Origin of the sequence: Streptomyces tropicalis, assembly GCF_029269835.1 — a bacterium.
Lineage (GTDB): Bacteria > Actinomycetota > Actinomycetes > Streptomycetales > Streptomycetaceae > Streptomyces > Streptomyces tropicalis.
In genome coordinates this window covers 1-21,120 of sequence record NZ_JARJBB010000023.1, presented here as the reverse complement: position 1 = coordinate 21,120, position 21,120 = coordinate 1, and the positions used below count along the sequence as shown (strand labels likewise).

The window sequence follows — 21,120 nt, the reverse complement described above, 5'->3', positions numbered from 1 at the left end:
CCGCGTCTACGGAGGTCTCCCCCTGGAGTCACGAGAGCTGCCGCGACCCGCGAAGGTTCGCGTGGTGTACGGGGTCGTCGCGTGTACCGGGGCCTCCGAGCCTGCGGAGGGATCCGCCGCTACGAAATCAACGGCAAGGGGCGGCCCGTCGGGACGGGATCGTCGGTCCTGGCGCATGCGCAACGCCGAACAGCGCTGTTGCACGCGGGGCGGCGGACGGCATGGTCCGCCGCTGTGCCGGCCGCAGGTGTACCGCTGCCTTGTCCGGTCGAAATCACCGCGCACCCCCAGATGCGTTCCCCCATGCCGCCGTGAGGCGGATTCCAACGACCGTGGTCAGCGGTCGCGGCGCTCAGCATCGCACACGCTATCGACACGCGCACGCCAGTATCACAGCGCCCTGGCTGCTCACGCAGCCGGTCGCAGCCGGGGGGAGCCCATGTGGATGGTGTCGCACACCGTCGCACGTACCTGCCGGCCGCGGGTGTCGGACATCTGCACCAAGGTGCCGTAGTCGGTGCGTGCCGGGTGCGGCGGCTGCACCTCGATCTCCGGATCCTCATCGACCGGTATGCCGCAGTACCCGTCCCGAAGAGGGGCCGCAGGATAGAAGAGCGGGACCTCGACCGTGCGGCCGTGTTCCAGGAACAGGTGCACCGACGTCGTTGTCTTCGGCTTCGCCTCTACCGCCGGCCCCTTGCCCAGGTAGACCTGCATATACGGGTAGCCGTCGAAGGCGCAGGGCGTGGTGCCGGTGTTGGTCGCGCTGAGCAGGGCCGTCGGCTCCTTGGCCGACGGGGCGGCGGGACGCGTCAGCTTCCATCGCAGATGCGCGGTGCCGCATGCGGCACCCGCTCGGGCATCCGCTGAGGCCCGGGGGGACGCACTTGTCCGTGCCGGACCGGGGGGTGGTGCCGCCGTCCGCGACGACGGTCCGCTGCTCGGCTTCCCGGCGTCTCGATGCGCAGGGCCGCACGCCACAGCAGCCACCATTACCGTCAGGCCGATAGCGGAGACTGCCGCTGTCCGCCGTGCCACGAGAACTCCCCCTGGGGAAGCGACCCTTGCGGGGGCCCGGTTGCCACCGCTCCTGCCTCCCGGACAGGGAGATGCACTTGTCTCCGCGAGGGTTCCTCTGGAGCGGTACCCACTTCCGCACTGCCGTCAACTGCCCGGCAGGACTGTGAGTACTGGCGCGGGCGGCGATCGCGCTCGTGGTCGTACGGATCGGCCGCACCGGCAGGGGTGATCGGCGTCGAGCGGTGCCCTGCCCCGCCCGACCGCACCAAGGCCCTGACAGAGAGTCCGATCGCGGCCCTGCGGCGGCTGGAGGCAGCGCCGCGGGAGAAGACCTTCTGGAAGATGCTCTGAGAATCGACGGCCCGAGCCGACGAGGCGCTGTGCCTGAACATGGAGGACCTGTCCCCTTGAGATGCGCTCGTGGCGCCCCGCGGTGACTGGTGCCTGCCGGTCCGGTCCCGCGCCTCAAGCGGCAGCAGCAGGCGGCCGAGGAAGATCCGCTATCGGGCGGTATACGGCTTCCATTTCTTGGGGTTGACCTGCACGAGGCTGTTAGAGGAAGAGGCGTTCGCGCTGGTACCAGCACCGGTGCCGACGTTAATGGGGCCGGCCTGGTAGCCGGGCACGTAGGCCCGCTGATAGGCGGTCAGCGGCCGGGGCGAATGATCGCCGATCAGGTTGGCGGTGACCTGGAGGGAGCGGCCTTTCGTGGAAGGGACGGTTTTAGTAGCGGTCTGATCCTTTTCGCCGTCCAGTGTGATCTCGTAGCTGTAACGGCAGTAGTGGCGGCTGGTCTTGGCGAGTAGTACGAGCGTCTGGGGTGCGCCCTTGACGATGGCGACGGTGTGACCGAGGAAGTAATTTCCCGACAGTTGCAGTGAGTCGGGGTTGAAGTTCTGCGGCGGCGGGTGGGGGGAGTCCAGGTCGAAGCCGATGTCGACGACGTCTGTCGATCCTCCCCCGTTGCCCTGCGGAGGGTCGTAGACGATGGTGCCGGTGAGGGGCGCGGTACAGGTTTTGTGGAGGGTGATGTCGGTGATATAGGCGGTTGCGTCGCCGGCATTGGTGAGCTTCACCTGTGTGGCGACGGCGTCGGGTAGCACCCCGGGACCGTTCAGGCTGTTGACGTCACTGGCCAACTGCTGCGGGGTCCGTGGTACAGGACCGGGGAAGATGACGGTGCCACCGCCCGTGACCCTCATGGTGGTGACCGACGAGACGTTCACCACCAGCGGGTGATCGTCACCGAAAAGACTCTTGACCTGGGCGATGGCGCTGTTCCCCAGATCCGTACCGACTGCGGTCAGCGCCACGGTCACTCCCGTGCCTACGGGTATCAGAATCCAGATGAGGGGTTTCTTGACCCAGGAGAGAGCGGTCTGCCTGGGGGTGGGCTGCGGTTCGGCGTCTTGAGGCGCTGGACGGCGTAGTGCGGCGGTGTCGATCTGGCGGCGTCTGGAACGGCGGCCGTGGGCGGCGGCCCGGGCGCGGTAGGCATTCCAATTCGAGTCTCGGCGTGGCATCGGCGTATCTCCAGCAGTGAGTGAAGGGGGAACCACACAAAGAGGGCAGGGTCAGCCGGTGTGACTGCACAGTCGGCGGTACGGGGTGCTGCCTGCGAAGTTGTTCCATGCGGCGTGCGTCAGGTTCTGGCCGGCCAGGGAGCACACGCGGTCGGACCACTGCTGGGGACTGAGTGCCCAGAAGTAGGTCGACATGGCCTGGGGATGCTTTCCGAGGGTGCCTCCGGCGGCGGTCAGCAGCGTGCCGGTGGGGTCGAACGACACGTGGAAAGCCGCTTGACCTTCGGGCAATCGAAAAGCGGGATAGGCGAGTTGTCCGTTGTCGGTGCGATAGACCAGGGCTCGGCTCAGTGACTCTCCGACAGCGAGGTAGCGCCCGTCCGGGCTGTAAGCGATGCTGAGCGCTGGGCCGGGCAGATGGATGACCGGTGACGTGGACGTCCCATGGCCCCTGTGGTCGAGGAAGGTAATGGTGTCGTCGTCCGAGAGCGCGGCCAAGTGCTTGCCGTCGGGCGCGTAGGCCAGGTGGTAGGCCCACCGGTCGAGCGGGACCGTCTGCAGCCTGTGAGTGTGCAGGTCGAGCAAACCGAGGCGGTTCCTGGGACCGAGGTCCTGGGACCGGCCGGTACCGATGGAAAGCGCCGCGGTAGATCCATCAGGGCTCAGAGCAAGGTCACCGCCGGCAGTGGACCCGGTGGCGATGGCGAAGACCTGCTTCCAGGTGTGCGTGGACCAAGCAGCGACCTGTCCCACGGTGTCACGGGCGATCATCAGGTGCTGCTGTTCGTCCAGGACGACGGAGGTGGCAATGTTCGGTGGTGCGTCAGGGGCAGGGTTCGCTCCGCTGCCGTCGCCGGGGAAGACCAGGTAGCGCAGGGGCTTTCCGGTCTTGGCGTCCCAGACGAAGACGGCAGCCCTTCCGTCGGGGTCCTGCCCGGCGACGGCGGCGAACGATTGTGTCAGAGCGGCCTCGTTGGCGTAGAAGGCGGAGCCGGACGTCCACCAGCTGGTCTTCGGATTGAGGGTGCGCAGGCGTGTGGAGGTGGAGGCCTTGCGGCCGGGCTCGCGCGGGTCGGGACGGACGAGGTAGACGTCTGTGGTCCGATTGCTGCTGTTGGCGTCGTTCAGGAGGAGGTTGCCTGCGGTGTCGTACGCCAGCACCGTGGAGGCTTCCGCAGAGGCCGGTGGGACACCGGCGCCGCCGATGTCGACGACGTTGACCGTGTCCCCGGTGCTGCAGACGGCGAGGTACTGACTGTCGGCGGTGTTGGGTGTGGCGAACTGGCTGGCGTAGCCGCCCTGAGAGTGGGTGGTGAGGACCGTGCCGTCGCTGCCAATAAGGTCCGTCCCTCGATCCGTGGCAACGGCGAGGGTGGCGTTGCTGCGATAGGAAAGCGCGTTGACGTATCGGCTGACGGATGCGTAGGGGAACACTTCACGCCGGGCGGTGCCCAGGGTCCACTGCGCCAGCCCCTGCTCCGTCCCGACAGTGGCGGTCAGGGTGCCAGTGGTGGAGTCGGCGGCCAGCGCAGTGACCCGGCCGCGCAGATCGGCAGAACCAAGGACACGGCTCGAGCGGAGTGTGCCGAGGTCGAAAGAATAGATTCCTTCTTCCTCGGTGCCGATGAGGATGCGCGACGCCGTCTTGTCCAGTCCGGCGGTATACGGGTTGCTGGCCGTCGTAGGCGTGAGCGGGTTGCGTGTGGTCGTACTCGTCAGGGAACTGCTGTGCATGGCGCGCGTGCGGCTGTCCCACACGCGGACCTGGCCGTCACCGGTCACCCAGTAGATGCTCTGGCCGTCAGGAGTGAATCCCAGGGCCACCGTCTGCACACCGGCCCCGTCCTTGGCCGCCGTAGCGAGATGGATCGGGGCAGGGGAGCGGGAAAAGTCGCCGGTGTGCCACAGGAGGACGTTGCCGCTGCTGTCGGCACCTACCAGCAGCGGTGTATCCGGCCCGCACGCCAGCGCCACCACCGCAGAGCTCCGGCCGAGCCGGCCGAGCAGGGCGCCCGACCACAGACTCCAGATCCGGACGCCGCCGTCGGGGCCAGCCGTAAAGATCAACTGCCGACGGTCATCCTGCGCAGCGGCGGCGAGCCTCCCGGTACCGGTGTTCAACCGCCGCAAGACGAAGTCCTCGTCCTCACTGATCTGCAGGAGCAGCCCCGAAGTCTGGTCATCGGGGTGAAGTCGATAGGCGGCCAACGCCAGTTGCGCGGCGAGTTGCGGGTTCTCGGATTCCGCGCTGAGGGCCTCCGCTGTCAGACGCTCGGCCGCCGCGACCGTGTTCGTCGCATGGGGCCATCCACTCGCGGCAAGAACAAGAAGAACCAGCACAGCGGCTGTGACAGCGCCGACCAGGGCCGTGGCGAGCCTCCGCGCTCGCACGCCGGCCTCGTCCCAACGTGAGGCCAACTTGCACACCAGCTCGTGCAGGACGACCGGCATCCGCAGGCCCGATCTGCTGCACCGTCTCTCAAGCGCAGCTAACGCCGGAACGAAGGCTTCTCCTACAACCCGACCCAGGGCCCGGGCGGGAGCGCCGTCTGCCTGTTCGACAGCCCAGAGCACGCAACGAGCCTGGCCGGCGAACGCAGATGCACACCAGGCATCGTGAAGAGCATCAGCAAACCCAGATGTCGCTCGTATCAGCGTCATTCGCTCCGGATCCGGAAACAGCCCCGGCGGCCCGTCGTCCAGGAGCGCCAGCATCAGCCGTACTTCACTGACAGAGCCACCCTCCTCCGTACCGCTGTCGTCAGCACACAAAACCCTGTGCTCGACGTCCGTGAGAAGTTCCGCGGGAGGGGCCTCCGCCAGGGCCTGAGCAACCAGGGCTGCGAACGCCTCGACCGGCCCGCTACCCGGCTCAGCCAGCACATCAAGCACCACCGCCAGCCCCGGCACCCGCTCAAAAGGAGCCCCCGGGCCGACGACCGTGTCCCACGGCAGAGGCAGAACCTGAGCGCAACGCCAGTAGGACAGCGCCTGCGACAGCCACTGCCGCGCCCGATCGGCATCGCACAGGGCTCGGGCCACAGCCAGCACGGCCGCTGCCGCCTCTACCTGTCCCGGCGCGACCCGCTCCTGCACCCGGTCCAGGGCACTCAAGCCCGCTGGCGCGGTCTTGGCCTGCCTGATTGCCAGTTGGCACGCGGAAAACAGCTGGTCGACAGAGGCCACCGCCGGTTCATTGCCTGTCTCTCCTGCCGGTGCAGACCTGTTCGCTGGCCCGCGGTTCCGTATGAAATCGCGCAACTTCTTCCCCCTCCGCGCTGCCTGCCGGCTCCCCCATACGCTTCTGTCGCACTGCAATCACCCCGCGAGAAAGGACCGGGTAGCTCACTGCCGGGGCGCCAACACGGCCACCTCGGTCACTGCACCGTGGTGGAATGTGATCTCCACCGGCAGGTCCCGGCTGACATGAAAGGCGGACACGTGCAGGCCGGCCGGGATGTACCACGGCGCAGCGCCCTTGCTCTGGTAATAGCCAGGGCTGACAGCAAGGGCCGGGATCTGGCTGTTGCTGCTGCTGTCCACGCCCCACAGTGACTCCGCGATGCCTGCCAGTGGCCACAGGGGCCCGGTGATCAGCTGATCGCGGCCGCCGGCGGTGACTGGATACAGGGTCCGCACCTGCGCATCGGCAGTGAAGTCGGCTGTGACCGTCCCGTCGCCCGCGGCGCAGGTGTTCGCTGCCGCGCAAGCCGTGGAGACCCGAACCGGAGCCAGTGTCAGCTTGATCCGCCCATCGGAGCCGGCAACTGTGCGGGTGGCGTCCACCACGGCGTCTTGGAGGCGCCCGCCGAAAGTGCCCTCGGATGGGGGCGCCGACGGCGCGGCAGGCACCTCTCTGGCCGGTACCGACGCCGGGGCAGCTGTCACGATGCTGTCGTGATCGAGTACGAAGTGATCCTTCGACCAGCGCCAGTCGCGTCGAATGGGGAAGCCCGAACCGAAAGCGGTGGAGAACACACCCGAGTTCTCCGCTGTCTCCAAGAAGCCATCTCGGAAGTGGACCGCGAACGACAGTCCTTCGTTGATCGTGTTGCTACCAGTCCCCGACGAAGTCAGCCGGCGATGCCCACCGTCCGGCATGAGCATCCCCCAGCCAGCGGCTCCATTGCCGTAGACCGCAGCGTTGGCCGAGCCGTCACCCGTGAACGGGCCCGTAACGATGAACACAGCATCAGACATCCCGGGCAGCACCGCTGCCTGCACCTTCACACCGCGCGCATTTTCGACGCCCAGACCGCTCTCTGCATCAGGCGGGTAGGTGGACTGTGCCACCTCGTGCCACCCTCCAGAGGCATAGCGCCAGAACACCAGATGCCGGTGCTGGTCGTAACAGGCAGCCTCGAACCCTCCAGATGTCCTTACGACCATCGGCGTCATTGGCGCTACTCGCCTCGAGAGCTGACGCTCAGCCACCGCAAGCGACACCACTGGGCGCCTCGCCCCCGTGCCCGTCGCCCCCTCGGTGCCACGCCCCAGAATCCACACGGCGACTCCGGAGCTGACAACCACCACGGCCATCAACATCAGCAGAGCCCACCGACCACGACCGAACCCTGGACGCTCTGACACCCGCCGCCCCCGACTCTCCTCCACCCCCAGGATGGATGAAGTCTCAATTATGCCCCCAATAAGGGGAGTTTTGGGAGGTTGCGGCTGACTGGCATCCGACAATTTCGACCTGAGCAACGCAGTCGGCCCACGTCCCGACCGCTCCCGACGTGACCAGTGCTCGCAAGTCTCAGCCCGCCCGGAGATCCGCTTCGGAGAGGGTCTGCGGATCTACCCCATGGCGCCCGCCCGATGCGTCAGCCGCTGGGCAGCGCGACATTTCCGACGTCCTCCCGAAGACTGTCATGCCTGGAACAACGCAAAACAGGCCTCACGCCACCTGGCCCACCCTCGCCCGCTCTTCGAGTATCACCGCCGAAGACTTTCGGCGTCCTGTGTGAAGGCCGCGCCGCACCCCCACCTTCTCCTGAGCGGCACTGCGCAGCAGCCCCGGCTACTCTTCACGATCAATCTCCAGCAGTTGGCCCAGCGCAGTCGTTTCGCCGCTCGCGCAGCGCTTCGACGCCAGTAACTTCGCACGCCGGGTGGACGCCGCCGGCGGCTTCGGACTGCAGCTCTGCGAAGCGGCGGGACTGTAAATCGTTCGGTGTAAATCCCGATCACGGAGGATGTGCCGATGATCAGTGAGAACGTGACGGAGACCGAGACCGTCGAGCTGTTGGAGCCGCAGTCGGCGAAGGCGGTGGACGACCAGCTGATCGACGAGCTGGTCTCCCGGACTCAGGCTGAGGGACTGCAGCTGACCGGAGAGGGCGGTCTGCTCGAGCAGCTGACGAAGCGGCTGCTGGAGTCCGCTCTGGAAGGTGAGATCACCGACCACCTCGGCTATGACAAACACGAACCTGCCGGGACGAACGGCGGCAGCTCCCGCAACGGCACCCGCGAGAAGACCGTGCCGAGTGATGTCGGGCTGGTGGAGATATCCGTGCCCCGCGACCCGACGGATCGTTCGAGCCGAAGATCGTCAAGAAGCGACAGAAGCGGCTGACCGGGGTGGACGAGATGGTCATCTTGATGTCCGTGAAGGGTCTGACCACCGGCGAGGTCCAGGCCCACCTCGCGGAGGTCTATGGCGCCGACGTCTCGCGCCAGACGATCTCCACGATCACTGACAAGGTCCTCGAGGGCATGGCCGAATGGCAGAACCGGCCCCTCGACCCGGTCCATCCGGTCGTGTTCATCGACGCGATCCACGTGAAGATCCGCGATGGCGCAGTGGCCAACCGGCCTGCCTACGTTGCCCTGGCCCTCACCGCCGAAGGCCGGCGCGAGATCGTCGGCTTGTGGGCCGGGGACGGCGGCGAGGGCGCCAAGCACTGGCTGCACACCCTCACCGAGATCAAGAACCGCGGCGTGAGCGACGTCCTCATGCTGGTCTGCGAAGGGCTGAGGGGCCTGCCTGACGCGGTCGAGGCCGTCTGGCCAAGACGGTCGTGCAGACCTGCGTCGTGCACCTGTTGCGGAACTCCTTCCGCTGTGCCGCCCGTCAGGACTGGGACAAGATCGCCAAGATCCTCAGGCCCGTCTACACCGCCGCGACCGAGGAGGCCGCGCTCGAACGGTTCGCCGAGTTCGCCGACGCCTGGGGAAGGAAGTATCCGGCGATCTTCAGGCTCTGGGAGACCGCCTGGGAGGAGTTCACTCCGTTCCTCCGGTTCGACACCGAGATCCGCCGCATCGTGTGCACGACCAACGCGATCGAGTCCGTGAACGCAAGGATCCGGCGGGCGGTCAAGACCCGCGGACACTTCCCGAACGAGACCGCCGCCCTGAAGTTCGTCTACATGGCGATCATGTCCCTCGACCCCACCGGCAAGGGGCAAACCCGCTGGACCCTGCGCTGGAAGACCGCTCTGAACGCCTTCGACATCACCTTCGACGGCCGGCTCTCCGCAGCCCGCCAGTAACCACCCCACCTCAGTTGCACCGCTCGATTGACAGACCCGTACTAGGAGGTCAGGTCTAGCGGCTGCAGGGTGCTCCAGTAGCTGTGCAGGATTTCTTGGGGCGCGGCCGGACTGGCGTCCCGCCGAGAGGCCGGGGGCCAGGTCGGCGGTTGCTTCGATGCGCGACGTGTCCACCAGCTGACGGCGCCTGCGCTCATACAGCTGCCGGCGATCGCAGCTGCGACGATGGTCAATGCGCTTCGAGTCATGTACGGCATTTCATCCCTGTTACGTGGTCTGTCGGAGTGGTGCGTGCATTCGGGTTGCCCGGCAACCCGGCTTCACACTCGCCGGACCTTCTTGCGGATCCGCGAAGGCAGCCCGGTGGCGCAAGAAGGGGTGTCACGCCGGGCCCCGTTCAGCCGAGCAGCGGGCCGCCTGCCGGGCTCGTACCGGTTCGGTGCTCGCCCGCTCTTGATCACCCGCCGGGGCCGGCGTGCAGCAAAACCACGGCTTGGCCTGTCCGTCGGGGCGCACCCCGTGAGCCCTGCAGCTCGCGGTGCGCGTCCGCGAGCTGCAGGGGCTCGATGAACGACTGGAGCGAATGAGCCAGGCGCCGAAGCGCGGCATACTCCTGACCGACGCGGAACAGATTGCGACATTCAGCGACGACTGGGATCCCGGGCAATCGCAGACGACGCGCACGCTCTGGGGCCGGACTACACAACGGGTCCGTTCGCAGAGCGCTCCGCGTCCCGCTCCCGCGCAGACTGGCAGCAGCTCTCGGACGCGATGCGCGACATGCAAGCAGATCTCATGTGTCGAGTGGGGGTGAAGAAGTTGGAGAACAGCTCGCGGTGGCGTTCGACCAGTTCCCCCGCCTCCTGGGTTCCTGTCAGCAGGTGCTCCAGCCAGTAGAGAAAGTCGTCTTCATCTCCGACGAAAGGCCTTACCGGCTTTCGAGAGGGTGCCCATCTGGAGGCGCAACTTGGGCCGTGAGGTGTTCCCCGTGGTGTGCCCCTTTTGCGCAGGGAACTTGGAGATCGACATCTGCTCGTGGAAGCCCTCGATCTCACGGCCGAGCGGCTGCGCCACCTCCAGGACGCGTTCACCAAGGCGGCCGACGACTTCCGCGCCGGCGCGCACCGTTGCGCCGAACTGGACGACTCCGACGCAGGGCACCCGGTGTGCCAGGACGACCAGCAGGCGCACCGCCCACACGAGCCTGGCCCACATCGCGGCCGACGCTGTCGCGGCGGCGTGGTTCAGCGCGTACCTGTCGGACTGTGTGCGGCGCATTGGCGGCTGTTCGTCCTGGCTGGGGGGCCGTGCATCGTGAACGGATTTCTTTCGCAACCTGATGCGCGTCTTTGTCCTCTTCGTGCAGGGCGGATCGAGGTGGCCTCCCGGCTCAACCGTCCTGCATCGAAGGGGGATCGTTGTTGCGCAATGCAGTTCGGGCCGTGGGCGTCGCCGGTCTTGCCGTAGTGCCCTTGCTGGGAGGGGCGGCGGGGGTGTCGGCCGCCGAGGGCACGAGCCCGGCTCCGGGCGGCAGCCCGTCTCCGACGGTCCGCCTGGAGTACCACGTGGCGCAGAACCTCGCCCTGGAGGCGGGGCAGACCACGAAGCAGCACGTCACGATCGCCGGCCAGCCCGTCGCGGACGGCGGCGGCCCGTCCTGGGCGGTCACCGGTGGCGTCGCCGCCACGGGGCTGGCCCTCGCCTTCGGCGGCGCGTTCGCGGTACGGCGCCTTCGCTCACGGAAGACTGCGCCCCCCCGCGTAGCGGCGGACCCGGCGGCCGCGGACCGTCAACACCGGGCGGCTCGAGCGGGCACCCGTGGGCGCGCGCCGCATTGTGCTCTCCGCCCTCCTCGGTTCTTCCTTCATGTTTCCTTCGCTCCCTCCGGCCGCTTCCGGTCCGGAGGCAGTTCGTCCATGACTCAGAGAGCATTCCTTGCACACCTCACCCAGACGAATATCCGTTGCGATCCTTGCGGCCCTGAGTGCCCTGTTCCTGGCAGGCGGGGGAGGCCTCGCACAGGCCTTCGAAGAGCGGCAAGCAGGCGCAGGACGTGGTGGGCGCGAACACGCTGGTGCAGACCCCCAGTTACCTGAACAAGGTCACGATGGTCGGGTACCCCTCCAGCCACGACCCCGAGGACCATCCGGTCCGCTGCCCCACGCAGACGGAGGCGCTGCCCGGCTTCTACCAGATCCAGGCCAAGTGCCGTGGCATGTGGGGCGGTGTCTCCGGTGGCCCGTGGTTCTCCCGGGTCGACTGGAAGAAGGGCACCGGCGAGATCATCGACACCGTCGGCGGCTACAACGGCGGCGGCAACGACGACGACGTCGACTGGCTCACGTACAGCCCCATGCACGGCGACTGGTTCTTCCGCCTGTACGACGAGGCGAAGAACAACCAGGTCCCCGCGCACGGCAGCACCTACGACCAGCCGCCGCTGCCGTACTCCATGGGCGGCGGCGAGACCTGGTCCCATGCCAAGCTGCTGGCCTCGGGCGAGTACACAGGCGACGGCAAGGGCGATCTGATCGTGGTCTGGACCGACGGTGAGGTGACCCTGTACACCGGCGATGGCAACGGCGGCTTCACCGGCGAGCGCCAACTGGCCGCGCCTCAGGCGTCTGGCAGGACGTCAAGTCCATCACTGGTGGCGACTTCTCCGGCGGCAACGGCTCGGACCTGCTGGTGGTGTTCAACTCCGGCGAGGTCAGGCTCCTCCCGGACGTCGGCACCAGGGGTATGGACGGCGGGATCAAACTGGCCGACGCCGGATCCATCTGGAGCCACGCCGACCAGATCACCGGCGGCAGCTTCGGAACCGCGAAGTATGTCAGCGACCTGCTGGTGCGGTGGAGCGACGGCGAGGTCACCGACTACACCGCCCTCGGCGACAAGGGTTTCGGCGCCGAACACCAGCTGGCGAAGCCGAAGAGCGCCTGGAAGGACGCCACTCTGGTGACCGCGGGCGACTTCACCGGCGGCAATGGCTGGGACGCCCTGGTGCGCTGGGCCGACGGAAGGGTCTCCCAGTTTCAGGATATCGGTCCGGATGGCGTCGGCAATGGGGTCCAGATGGCTCCGGCAGGCAGCATCTGGTCGCACGACTCGGTGATGACGGCGGGCAGCTACGACTCCAACGGCTGGCCGGACGACCTCGTCGTCCGCTGGTCCGACGGCGAGACCACCATGTACGCACACACCGGCGCCACCTTCGGCACTGAACATATGCTCGTCGCCCCGAAGTAGCCGCCCCACAACCTGCCCCACAGCGCAGGCGGATCCGGGTGGACCCAACCCACCACGCCACCCGGATCCGCCCGCCCCATCCCTGTCCGACCCCCTACTCTGCTCCAGAGGGCTGGTCACCTACAGATCGATCCCGCGTCCAGCTTCGCGCGGGGCGGATGAGATCTGACGGATGCAACCGACACCGACCTGATTGAACGCGCTCATGCAGAGGAGCGGCAGGACTCCCTGCCGGGGAAGAACGGGTTCCCCGGCCCCTCGGTGCTGGTACTCGATACCGTTATCCGGGCAGACGCCTGTCTCACCAGCGCAGATCGTTTGCGATCGGTCAACCGGCGAACTCACTCGATCGAGCAACCTCACGAGCTTTGCCGGTCGGTCTTTAATCGAGTGCGAGAGTCCCGGTCCGGGTGATACAAGGTCTGCGTGACTGAGCATCTCCACTTCCCCACCCTGCTGCGGATGATTGACGAGCGGTCCGCGGCGTTCCGCGCCGCCGTCGCCGCGGCCCCCAGCCTCGACGCCGACGTCCCGTCCTGCCCGGGCTGGACGCTGTACGACCTGGCGAACCACCTCAGTGAGGGGGACCGCTTTTGGGCCTACATCGTGCTGAACACCGCGCCGGGCGACGAGCGGCCGAGCAAGGACGGGCTGGCGGCGCCCAGGGAGCGCGAGGCCCTCATAACCTGGCTGGCCGACTCGACGGAGCAGCTGCTTACTGCTCTGCGCGAGGCCGGCCCGGACCGGGGCTGCTGGGCCTGGTGGGAGCCGCTGGCCTCGCCGCACACGGTGGCCGCCGTGGCCCGCCGCCGCGTCCCGGAGTCGCTGATCCACACCTACGACGCCCAGCTGGCCTCCGGTACCCCGCAGGAGCTGCCGACGACCGAGGCGGTCGACGCCATCGAGGAGTTCCTCGCCACCGTCTGCACCGCCACGGTCCCGTGGCCGGGCGAGCCCGCCACCATGGACTACCACGCAGCCGAGAGTGGCTCCTGGCGCCAGACGGTGGACGCCGCCGGTTCCCGCTTCACCCGCCTCACCGCGGCGGAGGCCGCCGAGAGCAAGCCCACCGCCGCCATCTACGGCACGGCGAGCGAGATGGCCCTGCTCATGTACATGCGCATCCCGGCCGGCTCGCTGCGGATGGAGGGCGACGCCGACCTGCTCCAGCAGCTGCAGGACTGGGACTAAGAACTCCTAACGACATGATCTTCCAGGCGGTTGGATCACTCCGGGACTGATGATCCGGGGTTGTGGGGTGGCTCGGCCGAAGCCGTGGGAAGTTGACGACGAGCTGTGGGCGGTGGTCGAGCCGCTGCCACCGAAGGTGGAGCGTCGGACGCGGCGTCCGGGACGCAGCCGCATCCGGACCGGCTCGTGTTCCAGGGCATCCTGTTCGTCCTGCACACCGGGATCGCCTGGGAACACCTGCCGCAGGAACTCGGCTTCGGCTCAGGCATGACCTGCTGGTGCCGCCTGGTCGAGTAGACCGAGGCCGGGGTGTGGCCCCCGGCTGCACGAGGTCCTCCTGGCCGGAGTCCGCGGCGCAAACACCCTGGACTTCTCCCGGGCAGCCGTCGACGCCTCCCACATCCGCGCGTTAAAGGGGGAGCCAAGACCGGACGAAGCCCCGTCGACCGGGGCAGGGCAGGCAGCAAGCACCACCTGATCACCGACGCCACCGGCATCCCGCTCGCCGCCACCCTGACCGGCGGCAACCGCAACGACGTCACCCAGCTGATCCCACTCCTGCAGGCCGTGCCGCCGGTGCGCGGCAAGCGCGGCCGGCCTCGGCGCCGCCCTGACGTGGTGCTCGGGGACCGTGGCTTCGACCACGACAAGTACCGCCGCATGGTCTGGGACCTCGGCGTGAAACCGCTGATCGCCCGCCGCGGCACCGAGCACGGCTCCGGCCTGGGCACACAACGCTGGGTTGTGGAGCATGCGTTCGTCCATCTGCACTGGTTCCGCCGCCTGCGGATCCGCTGGGAGATACGGGACGACATCCAGGAAGCCTTCCTCGCCCTCGGCTGCGCACTCATCTGCTGGCGACGCCTGAAGTCGTTGCGTCAGGAGTTCTCAGGGACCCTGTGCAGCGTGGCAACGGCTCTGTTCCGGTTCCCAATCGGCAATTCCCGGAGGCGGTAGATCGTCATCGCGGGGGTACCGGTTGGTCACTCAGGCACCGACTCCGGTGATCTGCCCAGGGCGGGAACACAAGGTGATCACGATGACTACTGCATCGGCGCGACGTCTGCGGAAGAGCGCGCGTGACGTTTTCGGCTGGGATCGACTGCGGCCGGAGCAGCTGGTGGCGATGGAGGCGGTGATGGAGAGGCGCGACACCCTCGTTGTGATGCCCACCGGATCCGGGAAGTCGGCCGTCTACCAGGTACCGGGCCTGCTGCTACCCGGACCGACCGTCGTGGTGTCACCGCTCATCGCTCTGCAGCGGGATCAGGTCCAAGGGCTGCTGCGCCGGAATGGTACGCAAGCGGCCGCGGTGAACTCGACCCAGAGCGGCAGCGAGAACGCGGCCGTCTGGGACCGGATCAGCGAGGGTGACGTCGACTTTCTCTTCCTGGCACCCGAACAGCTGGCCAAGGACGAGGTGATCGAGCAGCTCGCGGCCGCCGAGCCGGCCCTGTTCGTGGTCGACGAGGCCCAGTGCCTGTCCTCGTGGGGCCACGACTTCCGTCCGGAGTACCTGCGGCTCGGGCAGGTCATCGACCGGCTCGGCCGGCCCCCCGTGCTCGCTCTGACGGCGAGTGCCGCCGCGCCGGTGCGGGCCGACATCATCGCGCAGCTCGGCATGCGCGATGTGCGCGAGGTCGTAACTGGCTTCGACCGACCCAACATTCACCTGGAAGTCATCCCCTTTCAGGACGCCGCGGTCAAGGAGCGGGCCGTGATCGAACGCGCTGCCGCGGAGCCCAAGCCCGGCCTCGTCTATGCGGCCACCCGCCGAGAGGCCGAGGGGTACGCCGAGGAACTGAACCGGCTCGGTCTGGACGTGGCGGCCTACCACGCGGGTATGCCGGCGCGGGAGCGGGGCAGCGTGCATGACCGCTTCATGGCGGGCGAACTGGACGTTGTCGTGGCGACGTCCGCCTTCGGTATGGGCATCGACAAGCCTGACGTCCGCTTCGTGCTCCACGCCTCCGTCCCCGGATCGCTGGACGCCTACTACCAGGAGATCGGCCGCGCCGGCCGCGACGGCGAAGAATCCCGCGCGATCCTGGCCTACCGCCCTCAGGATCTCGGTGTGCAGCGCTTCTTCGCCGCGGGCCGCCCCGACCCGGACACGGTCGTCCAGGTCGCGAGCACCCTGGAGGAATACGGCGGGCCCGTCGCGCCCACCGACCTGCGGGCAGAGACCCACCTGACGGCCAGCCGCCTGACGGCCGTCGTCAACCTCCTGGAGCAGGTCGATGCTGCACGCACCACCGACGACGGCGACCTGGAACCCACCGGTGTCATGAGTGCGGCCCGTGCCGCACAGCAGGCGATCGAGCTGGGAGACGCCCACCAGCAACTCGAGCGCTCCCGCGTCGACATGATGCGCGGCTACGCCGAGACCACCGGGTGTCGGCGTCGGTTCCTTCTTGGCTACTTCGGTGAAGTCGAGAACCTCGAGGCTTGTGGCGCCTGCGACCGGTGCGCGGCAGCCGAACTGGTCCAAGAGGGAGCAGAAGCCGGCCCAAGCGTCCTGGCAGGCACCAGCGGCCGGCCGCCCACAGCTGCCTCTCCCTCGGCCGACGAGATCCAGCACCCCTTCGCGCCCGGCACCCACGTCCGGCACGAACACTGGGGGCAAGGCTCGGTCATGAGCGAGGAGAACGAACGCCTGACCGTACTGTTCGACACCGTCGGCTACCGCACCCTCTCCCTCGACATCGTCACCAAGAACAAGCTGCTCATCAAGTGCTGAAGCGTCCCAACTCCCGGGCCATACTCTCGAGCCGGCCCCGGCCCCGGCCCCGGTGCAGGGCGTGTTCGCTGAGCTCCGTGATCAGGGGCTGGGAAGGTCGCGTGGCGGGTTCACCACCAAGCTGCTCCTGGCTGTCGAGCAGGGCAAGAAGCCCATGTCGGTCGTCGTGACGGCCGGGCAGCATGGGGACTCGCCGCAGTCCGAACTCGTACTAGGGTCCGTCTTCAAACGGATCTTGCCCAGAGCGGGAGCGTCGCGAGAGTGACCGCTGCCTCGTAGGAGGCGGCGGTCTTTTCGTATCGGGTGGCAATGCCGCGGAAGCCCTTGAGTCGGTTGAAGCAGCGCTCGATCATGTTGCGTCGACGGTAGATCTGCCGGTTGATTCCTGCTGGTCTGCCGGCGTGGCGGCCGCGGTTGTAGCGATGCCGTTGTTGGTCCGCCTTCTCGGGGATGGTGTGTGCGATGCCGCAGGTAGGAACGGAAGCCACGGGAGCTGTAGGCCTCCTCGACCGGCTCCGGGGGCCCACCACGCCGGCCGCCCTCCATCACAGGGCCCGAAGGCCGGCTCACCCCGCGCCTCCCCGGCGCCGCGGACGTCCGGTTCTCTGCTGTTTCGATCCCCGCCCCCGACCCTAGCCAGCAGCGGATCTGCGTGCCCTGAGCCGCGGAGCGGCACCGTGTCCGAGGGGCCGGGCAGGGGTGGCGCGGTGAGTGCCGAGGGGTCCTGTGAGGCGCATCGCGCAGCACGCCGTCCGACCGCGGTGCACACCGGCGGAGCGGAGAATCCGCCGCTGCCCCACCCCCGGACGTTCCGGGGGCCGGGCAGAGGTGCCCGCACCCGTCGCGGCGCGAGGTGCACGGCCCGACGCGGAACTCTGCGTACGTGCGTCGATCCCGCGTCGGGCGGTCCTGACGTGGGTGCGGCCAGACGATGGCGCCGCAGTCGGGTGCGACGACTTCCCGCCGGCGTGCGGCCCGCGTCGCGGCTGGAATTTCGGACGGACTTACGTCGACCGCCTTGTCGAGCTCCTGTCTCTCTCCTACAGTCCCAGCGAAACAGGTGATGGGAGCGCTCCCATCGCGCGACACCGGAGTACCACCCCCACACCCTCCGGAAGGACTCGCATGCGCACTTCACCGCGCTCCGTCCGCCGCAGCGGACCCGGTCTGTCAGTCGCACTACTCCTCGCAGTCACCGCCCTGACGGCGCTGCTGGGCACCGCCCCCACGGCCCGGGCCGGCACCTCGGTCTGCGAACAGTTCGGATCGACCACGATCCAGGGCCGCTACGTCGTCCAGAACAACCGCTGGGGCACCGGCCAACCCCAGTGCATCACCACCACGGACTCGGGTTTCACGGTCACCCGGGCCGACGGCTCGGTGCCCACGAACAGCGCCCCGAAGTCATTTCCGTCCGTCTACGACGGCTGTCACTACACCAACTGCGCGCCCGGCACTCGCCTGCCGGCGCGGCTCAGCGGCATATCCGACGCGCCGACCAGCATCACCTACAGCTACGTGAGCGACGCGGTGTACGACGCCGCCTACGACATCTGGCTCGACCCCACGCCCCGCACCGACGGGGTCAACCGGACCGAGATCATGATCTGGTTCAACAGGGTGGGCCCCGTTCAGCCCGTCGGCTCGCCGGTCGGCACAGCAGGTGTGGGCGGGCGCCAGTGGCAGGTGTGGTCCGGGAACAACGGCTCCAACGACGTCCTGTCCTTCGTCGCCCCGTCGGCGATCACCAGCTGGACCTTCGACGTGATGGACTTCGTCCGCCAGGCCGTCTCACGGGGGCTGGCACGGGACGACTGGTACCTGACCAGCATTCAGGCAGGTTTCGAGCCCTGGCAGAACGGCACCGGCCTGGCGGTGGCCTCGTTCTCCTCCGCCGTCGACCCCGGGGGCGGGGCCGGCGGTTCCGGAGACCGCGCGACCTCTGGCAGGGTGGGTTCACCGCGGACGTCACCGTGACCAGCCCCGGTTCCTCACCGGCCGACGGCTGGAACGCGGCATTTGCCCCTCCGACCGGGCAGCGGGCCACCAGGCAGGTCGATCGTGTGGCAGGCGGCACTGTCGTCGTGTCCGGGTCGTCCCACTCGGTCACGTCTCTTGTGCAAGGGCCTTGACGGCCGCAGAGTTCGGAGCGGCGGTGAGGGGGCCCGGCAGGGCACGGCCGCGGTTCCCCTCCGGGTTGGACAGGATCTCCGCGAGGGCCTGGGACGGCAGGATGCCCCGCCCCTTGGCCTCCGTGAGCCGCGTGTGCCAGTGGCCGCCCTCGGCGAGCGCCCGGCCGCCCGCAGGGCCGCGAGGTACCCACGCGGCGGCGTCGTCTTCGTCGCTCGCCCACACGTACCCGAGGTCCGGGCCGCCCTCCTTGTCGGCCACGGTGATGTACCGCACCGCCTTCTCGGTCCGGGGCCGGTATATCGCCGGCCCCGGCGCCACCTGATCGAGGTGCACATCCTCGGCGAAGCGCGGGTTGACCGGTCGTCCGCTGCTCATCAAATCCAGGTTCCCCCTCCGCGCGCTCACGCGAGGATACGGCGGCCTGCACTTCGGATGTGTGGGGCGATGCCGGACTGCCATCGTTTCGCATCCGAGCCCGGCCTTCAGTGCGGCCGGATCATGGGGGCCGCGAATGCTGGGCTCAGCCCGGTGGGCTAGATTCGTGATCGCTTTCGCACGTCCGACTGCCTGGGGAACCGTTGTGTCGCAACTACCGCCGCTGGGCGGCTCGAACGCCTCCTACACCCAAGCGCAGATACGACGCAATCGTCTGGTCCTCCTCGCGGTCCTCCTTGTACTGGCGGGTCTGGTGGCGTTCTCGGTCTTCGGCCCGCACGACCCGAAAGACCAGTCTGCGACGCTCAAGGCCGGTGACTGCTTCCAGAACATTGGGACGGACAAGGAAGCGAAGGCCAGGAAGCTCGACTGCACTGATCCGCATGCCGATTACAAGGTCCTGAAGATGGACAAGGACGCGGTCGTCGATACCCTCTCGTGCTCCGACGTCCCAGGCACGACCGGCTCGCTGACCCAGTCCGACCCCGGGCACTGGTTCGTCGTGTGCTTCAAGGACAACGACGAGAATGGCCACAAGTAGCCCGAGGTACAGCCTGCACGCACTGCTGGCAGTTTCCGTCTCGTGACCACCCCAACTCGGGTTGGGGTAGCTGTGCGAGGCGGGGGCCGGTCCACGGTCGGTCACGGAGATCGCGGGCATCGACTGTGTTGTGGGCTCTCCTACGCGATGATCGGGCCTTCACCCCCACCCCGCCCATCACATAGACGGCTTGACTCAACCCGAAGCCACGGACCCGGCAACGTGGCTGAGGCCGGCGGGGCTGCAGCGAGACACACGCGCACCTGATCGGTCGGCGGGCCCGCCGTCGTGGCTGGCGTTCGTCAGCCGAGGCACAGACGATCTCCGGAACGCCCCGCCCTCACTGGCGCAGGAGGCCACAGCCTTGACTCGGTCATTGAAACTCCAGCCCAAAGCCGCTACGCCGCCCGCGTGGGCGCCGTAACGTTCTGGGCCGCCCCGGGGTCGGTCGTTACGGTGATCGCATGACGCCCGACTCCACCTCACCCGCAGACATCGCGTCGATGCCCAGGGCCGGGTTCGCCTTCCCTGGCTCACTGCGCGACCAACTCGTCGCAGCGGTCCTCAACGGTTCCAAGACCTCCACGACAGGGCTCGTCGTCGCCTATGAACGTGAGGGAGAACCCCTGCCGGAAGTCGGGAGACGATCGGTGGTCATCGACTCGGCCGAGAGTCCGGTCGCGGTCATCGAGGTGACCAGCGTGCGCGTCGTCCCGTTGGGACAGGTGGATCTTGCCCACGTGGTGGACGAGGGGGAGGGGGACGCCAGCGTGGCCGAGTGGCGCGAAGGCCACGAGCGGTTCTGGCACAGCGAGGAGATGCGTGCGGCCTTGGGAGACCTCGACTTCACCGTCGACGACACGACGCTGGCGGTTCTGCAACGCTTCCGTCTCATCGCCGACCTTCGCGTAGCCGATGCTGCCCCGGACCTACGAGGGACGTCGTGCCCCTGACGTGCCCGACGGAACAGCGAGTAGCGGGGAGTCTCGGGGAACAGCGGAGTGCCATCCGGAACACGCAGGTCGGCGTCTCGCCAGGTCAAGCCACATCCGCGTACGCGATCTCCCAAACTGGTGCTGTCCAGTCGGCGCCAGCCCAACGCCAATCAGGCACCGAGGCCTGGAGTGACCGATATGCGGTGGGGGAGTCGGCCGGTCTGGGCTCGGCGGTTAGCGGCGCTGTACGTCATCGGATTCCTAGAAGGGACGGGAGCACACGCGTACTTCCTTGCAACGGGCGGACTCGCCGCGTACAGCTACGCGCCGACACCGGTGCAACTGGTGTTCCACGTTCTCCTCGTACTTGATCCGTCGGCCGCCTTACTGATCATCTACGCCCGCTCGGTCGGGCCGCTCCTTTGTGCCGGCATCATGCTCGTGGACCTCGCTGCGAACTGGTGGATTCAGTGGAACACCGTCCTGACACACCCGGCCGCCTACCTCCGTCCGGCCGGCGTGTTGCCCATGACCCTCTTCGGCGCTTTGGTGCTGGGTACTGCCTTCCCATTGAAGCGCGCACTGACATCAACGCCGCTGGACGACGCCTCCGCACGGGCCTGGGCGACCTTGGCCTGGGCCTCGGAGGCGGCGGCGAAGGCAGCCTGGGCCTTGTCGACGGCCTGCTGCACATTGTCCGGGAGGCTGATCCGAACCAGGTTGAAGCGGAGGCCCATCAGGAACTTGTCCCCGAGGGTGGATTCGAGATCCTCCGCCAGCGAGCTGTTGATGGCGTTCTGGACCGCGGCGATGTTGCCGTTGTTGCTCTTGCCGGCCACCTTGCTGCCCGAGGCGC

The 21,120-nt window shown here is 68.0% G+C and carries 13 protein-coding genes and 3 pseudogenes; 8 read left to right on the top strand and 8 right to left on the bottom strand.

Going from position 1 to position 21,120, the window contains the following annotated elements; all coding sequences use genetic code 11:
• Positions 1–408: 408 nt before the first annotated feature.
• From P3H78_RS28445 to P3H78_RS28430, 4 genes are all read right to left on the bottom strand, one after another.
• Positions 409–993 (bottom strand): DUF4232 domain-containing protein, encoded by a 585-nt coding sequence (locus P3H78_RS28445; RefSeq protein ID WP_276112090.1) that lies wholly within the window; start codon positions 991–993, stop codon positions 409–411.
• A gap of 527 nt (positions 994–1,520) precedes the next feature.
• Positions 1,521–2,333: a hypothetical protein gene (locus P3H78_RS28440; RefSeq protein ID WP_276112046.1), complete on the bottom strand. Its 813-nt coding sequence runs from the start codon at positions 2,331–2,333 to the stop codon at positions 1,521–1,523.
• A 261-nt stretch (positions 2,334–2,594) separates the two neighbouring features.
• Positions 2,595–5,729, bottom strand: coding sequence for a WD40 repeat domain-containing protein (locus tag P3H78_RS28435; protein WP_276112045.1), 3,135 nt, complete (start codon positions 5,727–5,729; stop codon positions 2,595–2,597).
• 159 nt (positions 5,730–5,888) lie between these two features.
• Positions 5,889–6,836 carry a hypothetical protein gene (locus P3H78_RS28430; RefSeq protein WP_276112044.1) on the bottom strand — a complete coding sequence of 316 codons (948 nt, stop codon included), beginning with the start codon at positions 6,834–6,836 and terminating at the stop codon, positions 5,889–5,891.
• A gap of 895 nt (positions 6,837–7,731) precedes the next feature.
• Here P3H78_RS28430 and P3H78_RS28425 point away from each other — a divergent pair.
• Positions 7,732–9,040: pseudogene (locus tag P3H78_RS28425) on the top strand (IS256 family transposase).
• A gap of 909 nt (positions 9,041–9,949) precedes the next feature.
• On the opposite strand, the gene P3H78_RS28420 reads toward P3H78_RS28425, so the two are convergent.
• Positions 9,950–10,318: a hypothetical protein gene (locus P3H78_RS28420; RefSeq protein WP_276112043.1), complete on the bottom strand. Its 369-nt coding sequence runs from the start codon at positions 10,316–10,318 to the stop codon at positions 9,950–9,952.
• 1,410 nt (positions 10,319–11,728) lie between these two features.
• Between P3H78_RS28420 and P3H78_RS28415 the strand changes: the two genes are divergently transcribed.
• From P3H78_RS28415 to P3H78_RS28400, 4 genes and pseudogenes are all read left to right on the top strand, one after another.
• Positions 11,729–12,289, top strand: coding sequence for a hypothetical protein (locus tag P3H78_RS28415; RefSeq protein ID WP_276112042.1), 561 nt, complete (start codon positions 11,729–11,731; stop codon positions 12,287–12,289).
• A 426-nt stretch (positions 12,290–12,715) separates the two neighbouring features.
• Positions 12,716–13,480, top strand: a complete 765-nt coding sequence (locus P3H78_RS28410; RefSeq protein WP_276112041.1) for a maleylpyruvate isomerase family mycothiol-dependent enzyme — start codon at positions 12,716–12,718, stop codon at positions 13,478–13,480.
• A 49-nt stretch (positions 13,481–13,529) separates the two neighbouring features.
• Positions 13,530–14,362, top strand: a pseudogene (locus P3H78_RS28405) (IS5 family transposase); the annotation flags it as partial.
• A 157-nt stretch (positions 14,363–14,519) separates the two neighbouring features.
• Positions 14,520–16,220, top strand: a complete 1,701-nt coding sequence (locus P3H78_RS28400; protein WP_276112089.1) for a RecQ family ATP-dependent DNA helicase — start codon at positions 14,520–14,522, stop codon at positions 16,218–16,220.
• A gap of 224 nt (positions 16,221–16,444) precedes the next feature.
• Here P3H78_RS28400 and P3H78_RS33600 read toward each other — a convergent pair whose 3' ends face one another.
• Entirely contained in the window at positions 16,445–16,708 is a 264-nt protein-coding gene (locus P3H78_RS33600) for a transposase (protein ID WP_438828060.1), read from the bottom strand.
• Positions 16,709–17,345: 637 nt separating this feature from the next.
• On the opposite strand from P3H78_RS33600, the pseudogene P3H78_RS28390 reads away from it, so the two are divergent.
• Positions 17,346–18,331: pseudogene (locus P3H78_RS28390) on the top strand (glycoside hydrolase family 12 protein); the annotation flags it as partial.
• On the opposite strand, the gene P3H78_RS28385 reads toward P3H78_RS28390, so the two are convergent.
• Positions 18,327–18,728, bottom strand: a complete 402-nt coding sequence (locus P3H78_RS28385; RefSeq protein ID WP_276112040.1) for a hypothetical protein — start codon at positions 18,726–18,728, stop codon at positions 18,327–18,329. The pseudogene P3H78_RS28390 and the gene P3H78_RS28385 overlap by 5 nt on opposite strands.
• 166 nt (positions 18,729–18,894) lie before the next feature.
• Between P3H78_RS28385 and P3H78_RS28380 the strand changes: the two genes are divergently transcribed.
• The gene (locus P3H78_RS28380) at positions 18,895–19,329 is read left to right on the top strand and encodes an LppU/SCO3897 family protein (protein ID WP_276112039.1); all 435 of its coding nucleotides are present in this window, start codon (positions 18,895–18,897) and stop codon (positions 19,327–19,329) included.
• Positions 19,330–19,793: 464 nt separating this feature from the next.
• A complete protein-coding gene (locus P3H78_RS28375) occupies positions 19,794–20,282 on the top strand; it encodes an ASCH domain-containing protein (RefSeq protein WP_276112038.1) in 489 nt (162 codons plus the stop codon).
• A 482-nt stretch (positions 20,283–20,764) separates the two neighbouring features.
• Here P3H78_RS28375 and P3H78_RS28370 read toward each other — a convergent pair.
• The coding region (locus tag P3H78_RS28370; protein ID WP_276112037.1) for an SPFH domain-containing protein at positions 20,765–21,120 on the bottom strand (356 nt) is incomplete at its 5' end.

What these genes read in the sequence shown, in the direction of transcription:
- P3H78_RS28375 (WP_276112038.1), top strand. Translation starts at nt 19,794, where the DNA reads ATGACGCCCGACTCCACCTCACCCGCAGACATCGCGTCGATGCCCAGG.
- P3H78_RS28385 (WP_276112040.1), bottom strand. Translation starts at nt 18,728, where the DNA reads ATGAGCAGCGGACGACCGGTCAACCCGCGCTTCGCCGAGGATGTGCAC.
- P3H78_RS28445 (WP_276112090.1), bottom strand. Translation starts at nt 993, where the DNA reads ATGGTGGCTGCTGTGGCGTGCGGCCCTGCGCATCGAGACGCCGGGAAG.
- P3H78_RS28400 (WP_276112089.1), top strand. Translation starts at nt 14,520, where the DNA reads ATGACTACTGCATCGGCGCGACGTCTGCGGAAGAGCGCGCGTGACGTT.
- P3H78_RS28420 (WP_276112043.1), bottom strand. Translation starts at nt 10,318, where the DNA reads ATGCGCCGCACACAGTCCGACAGGTACGCGCTGAACCACGCCGCCGCG.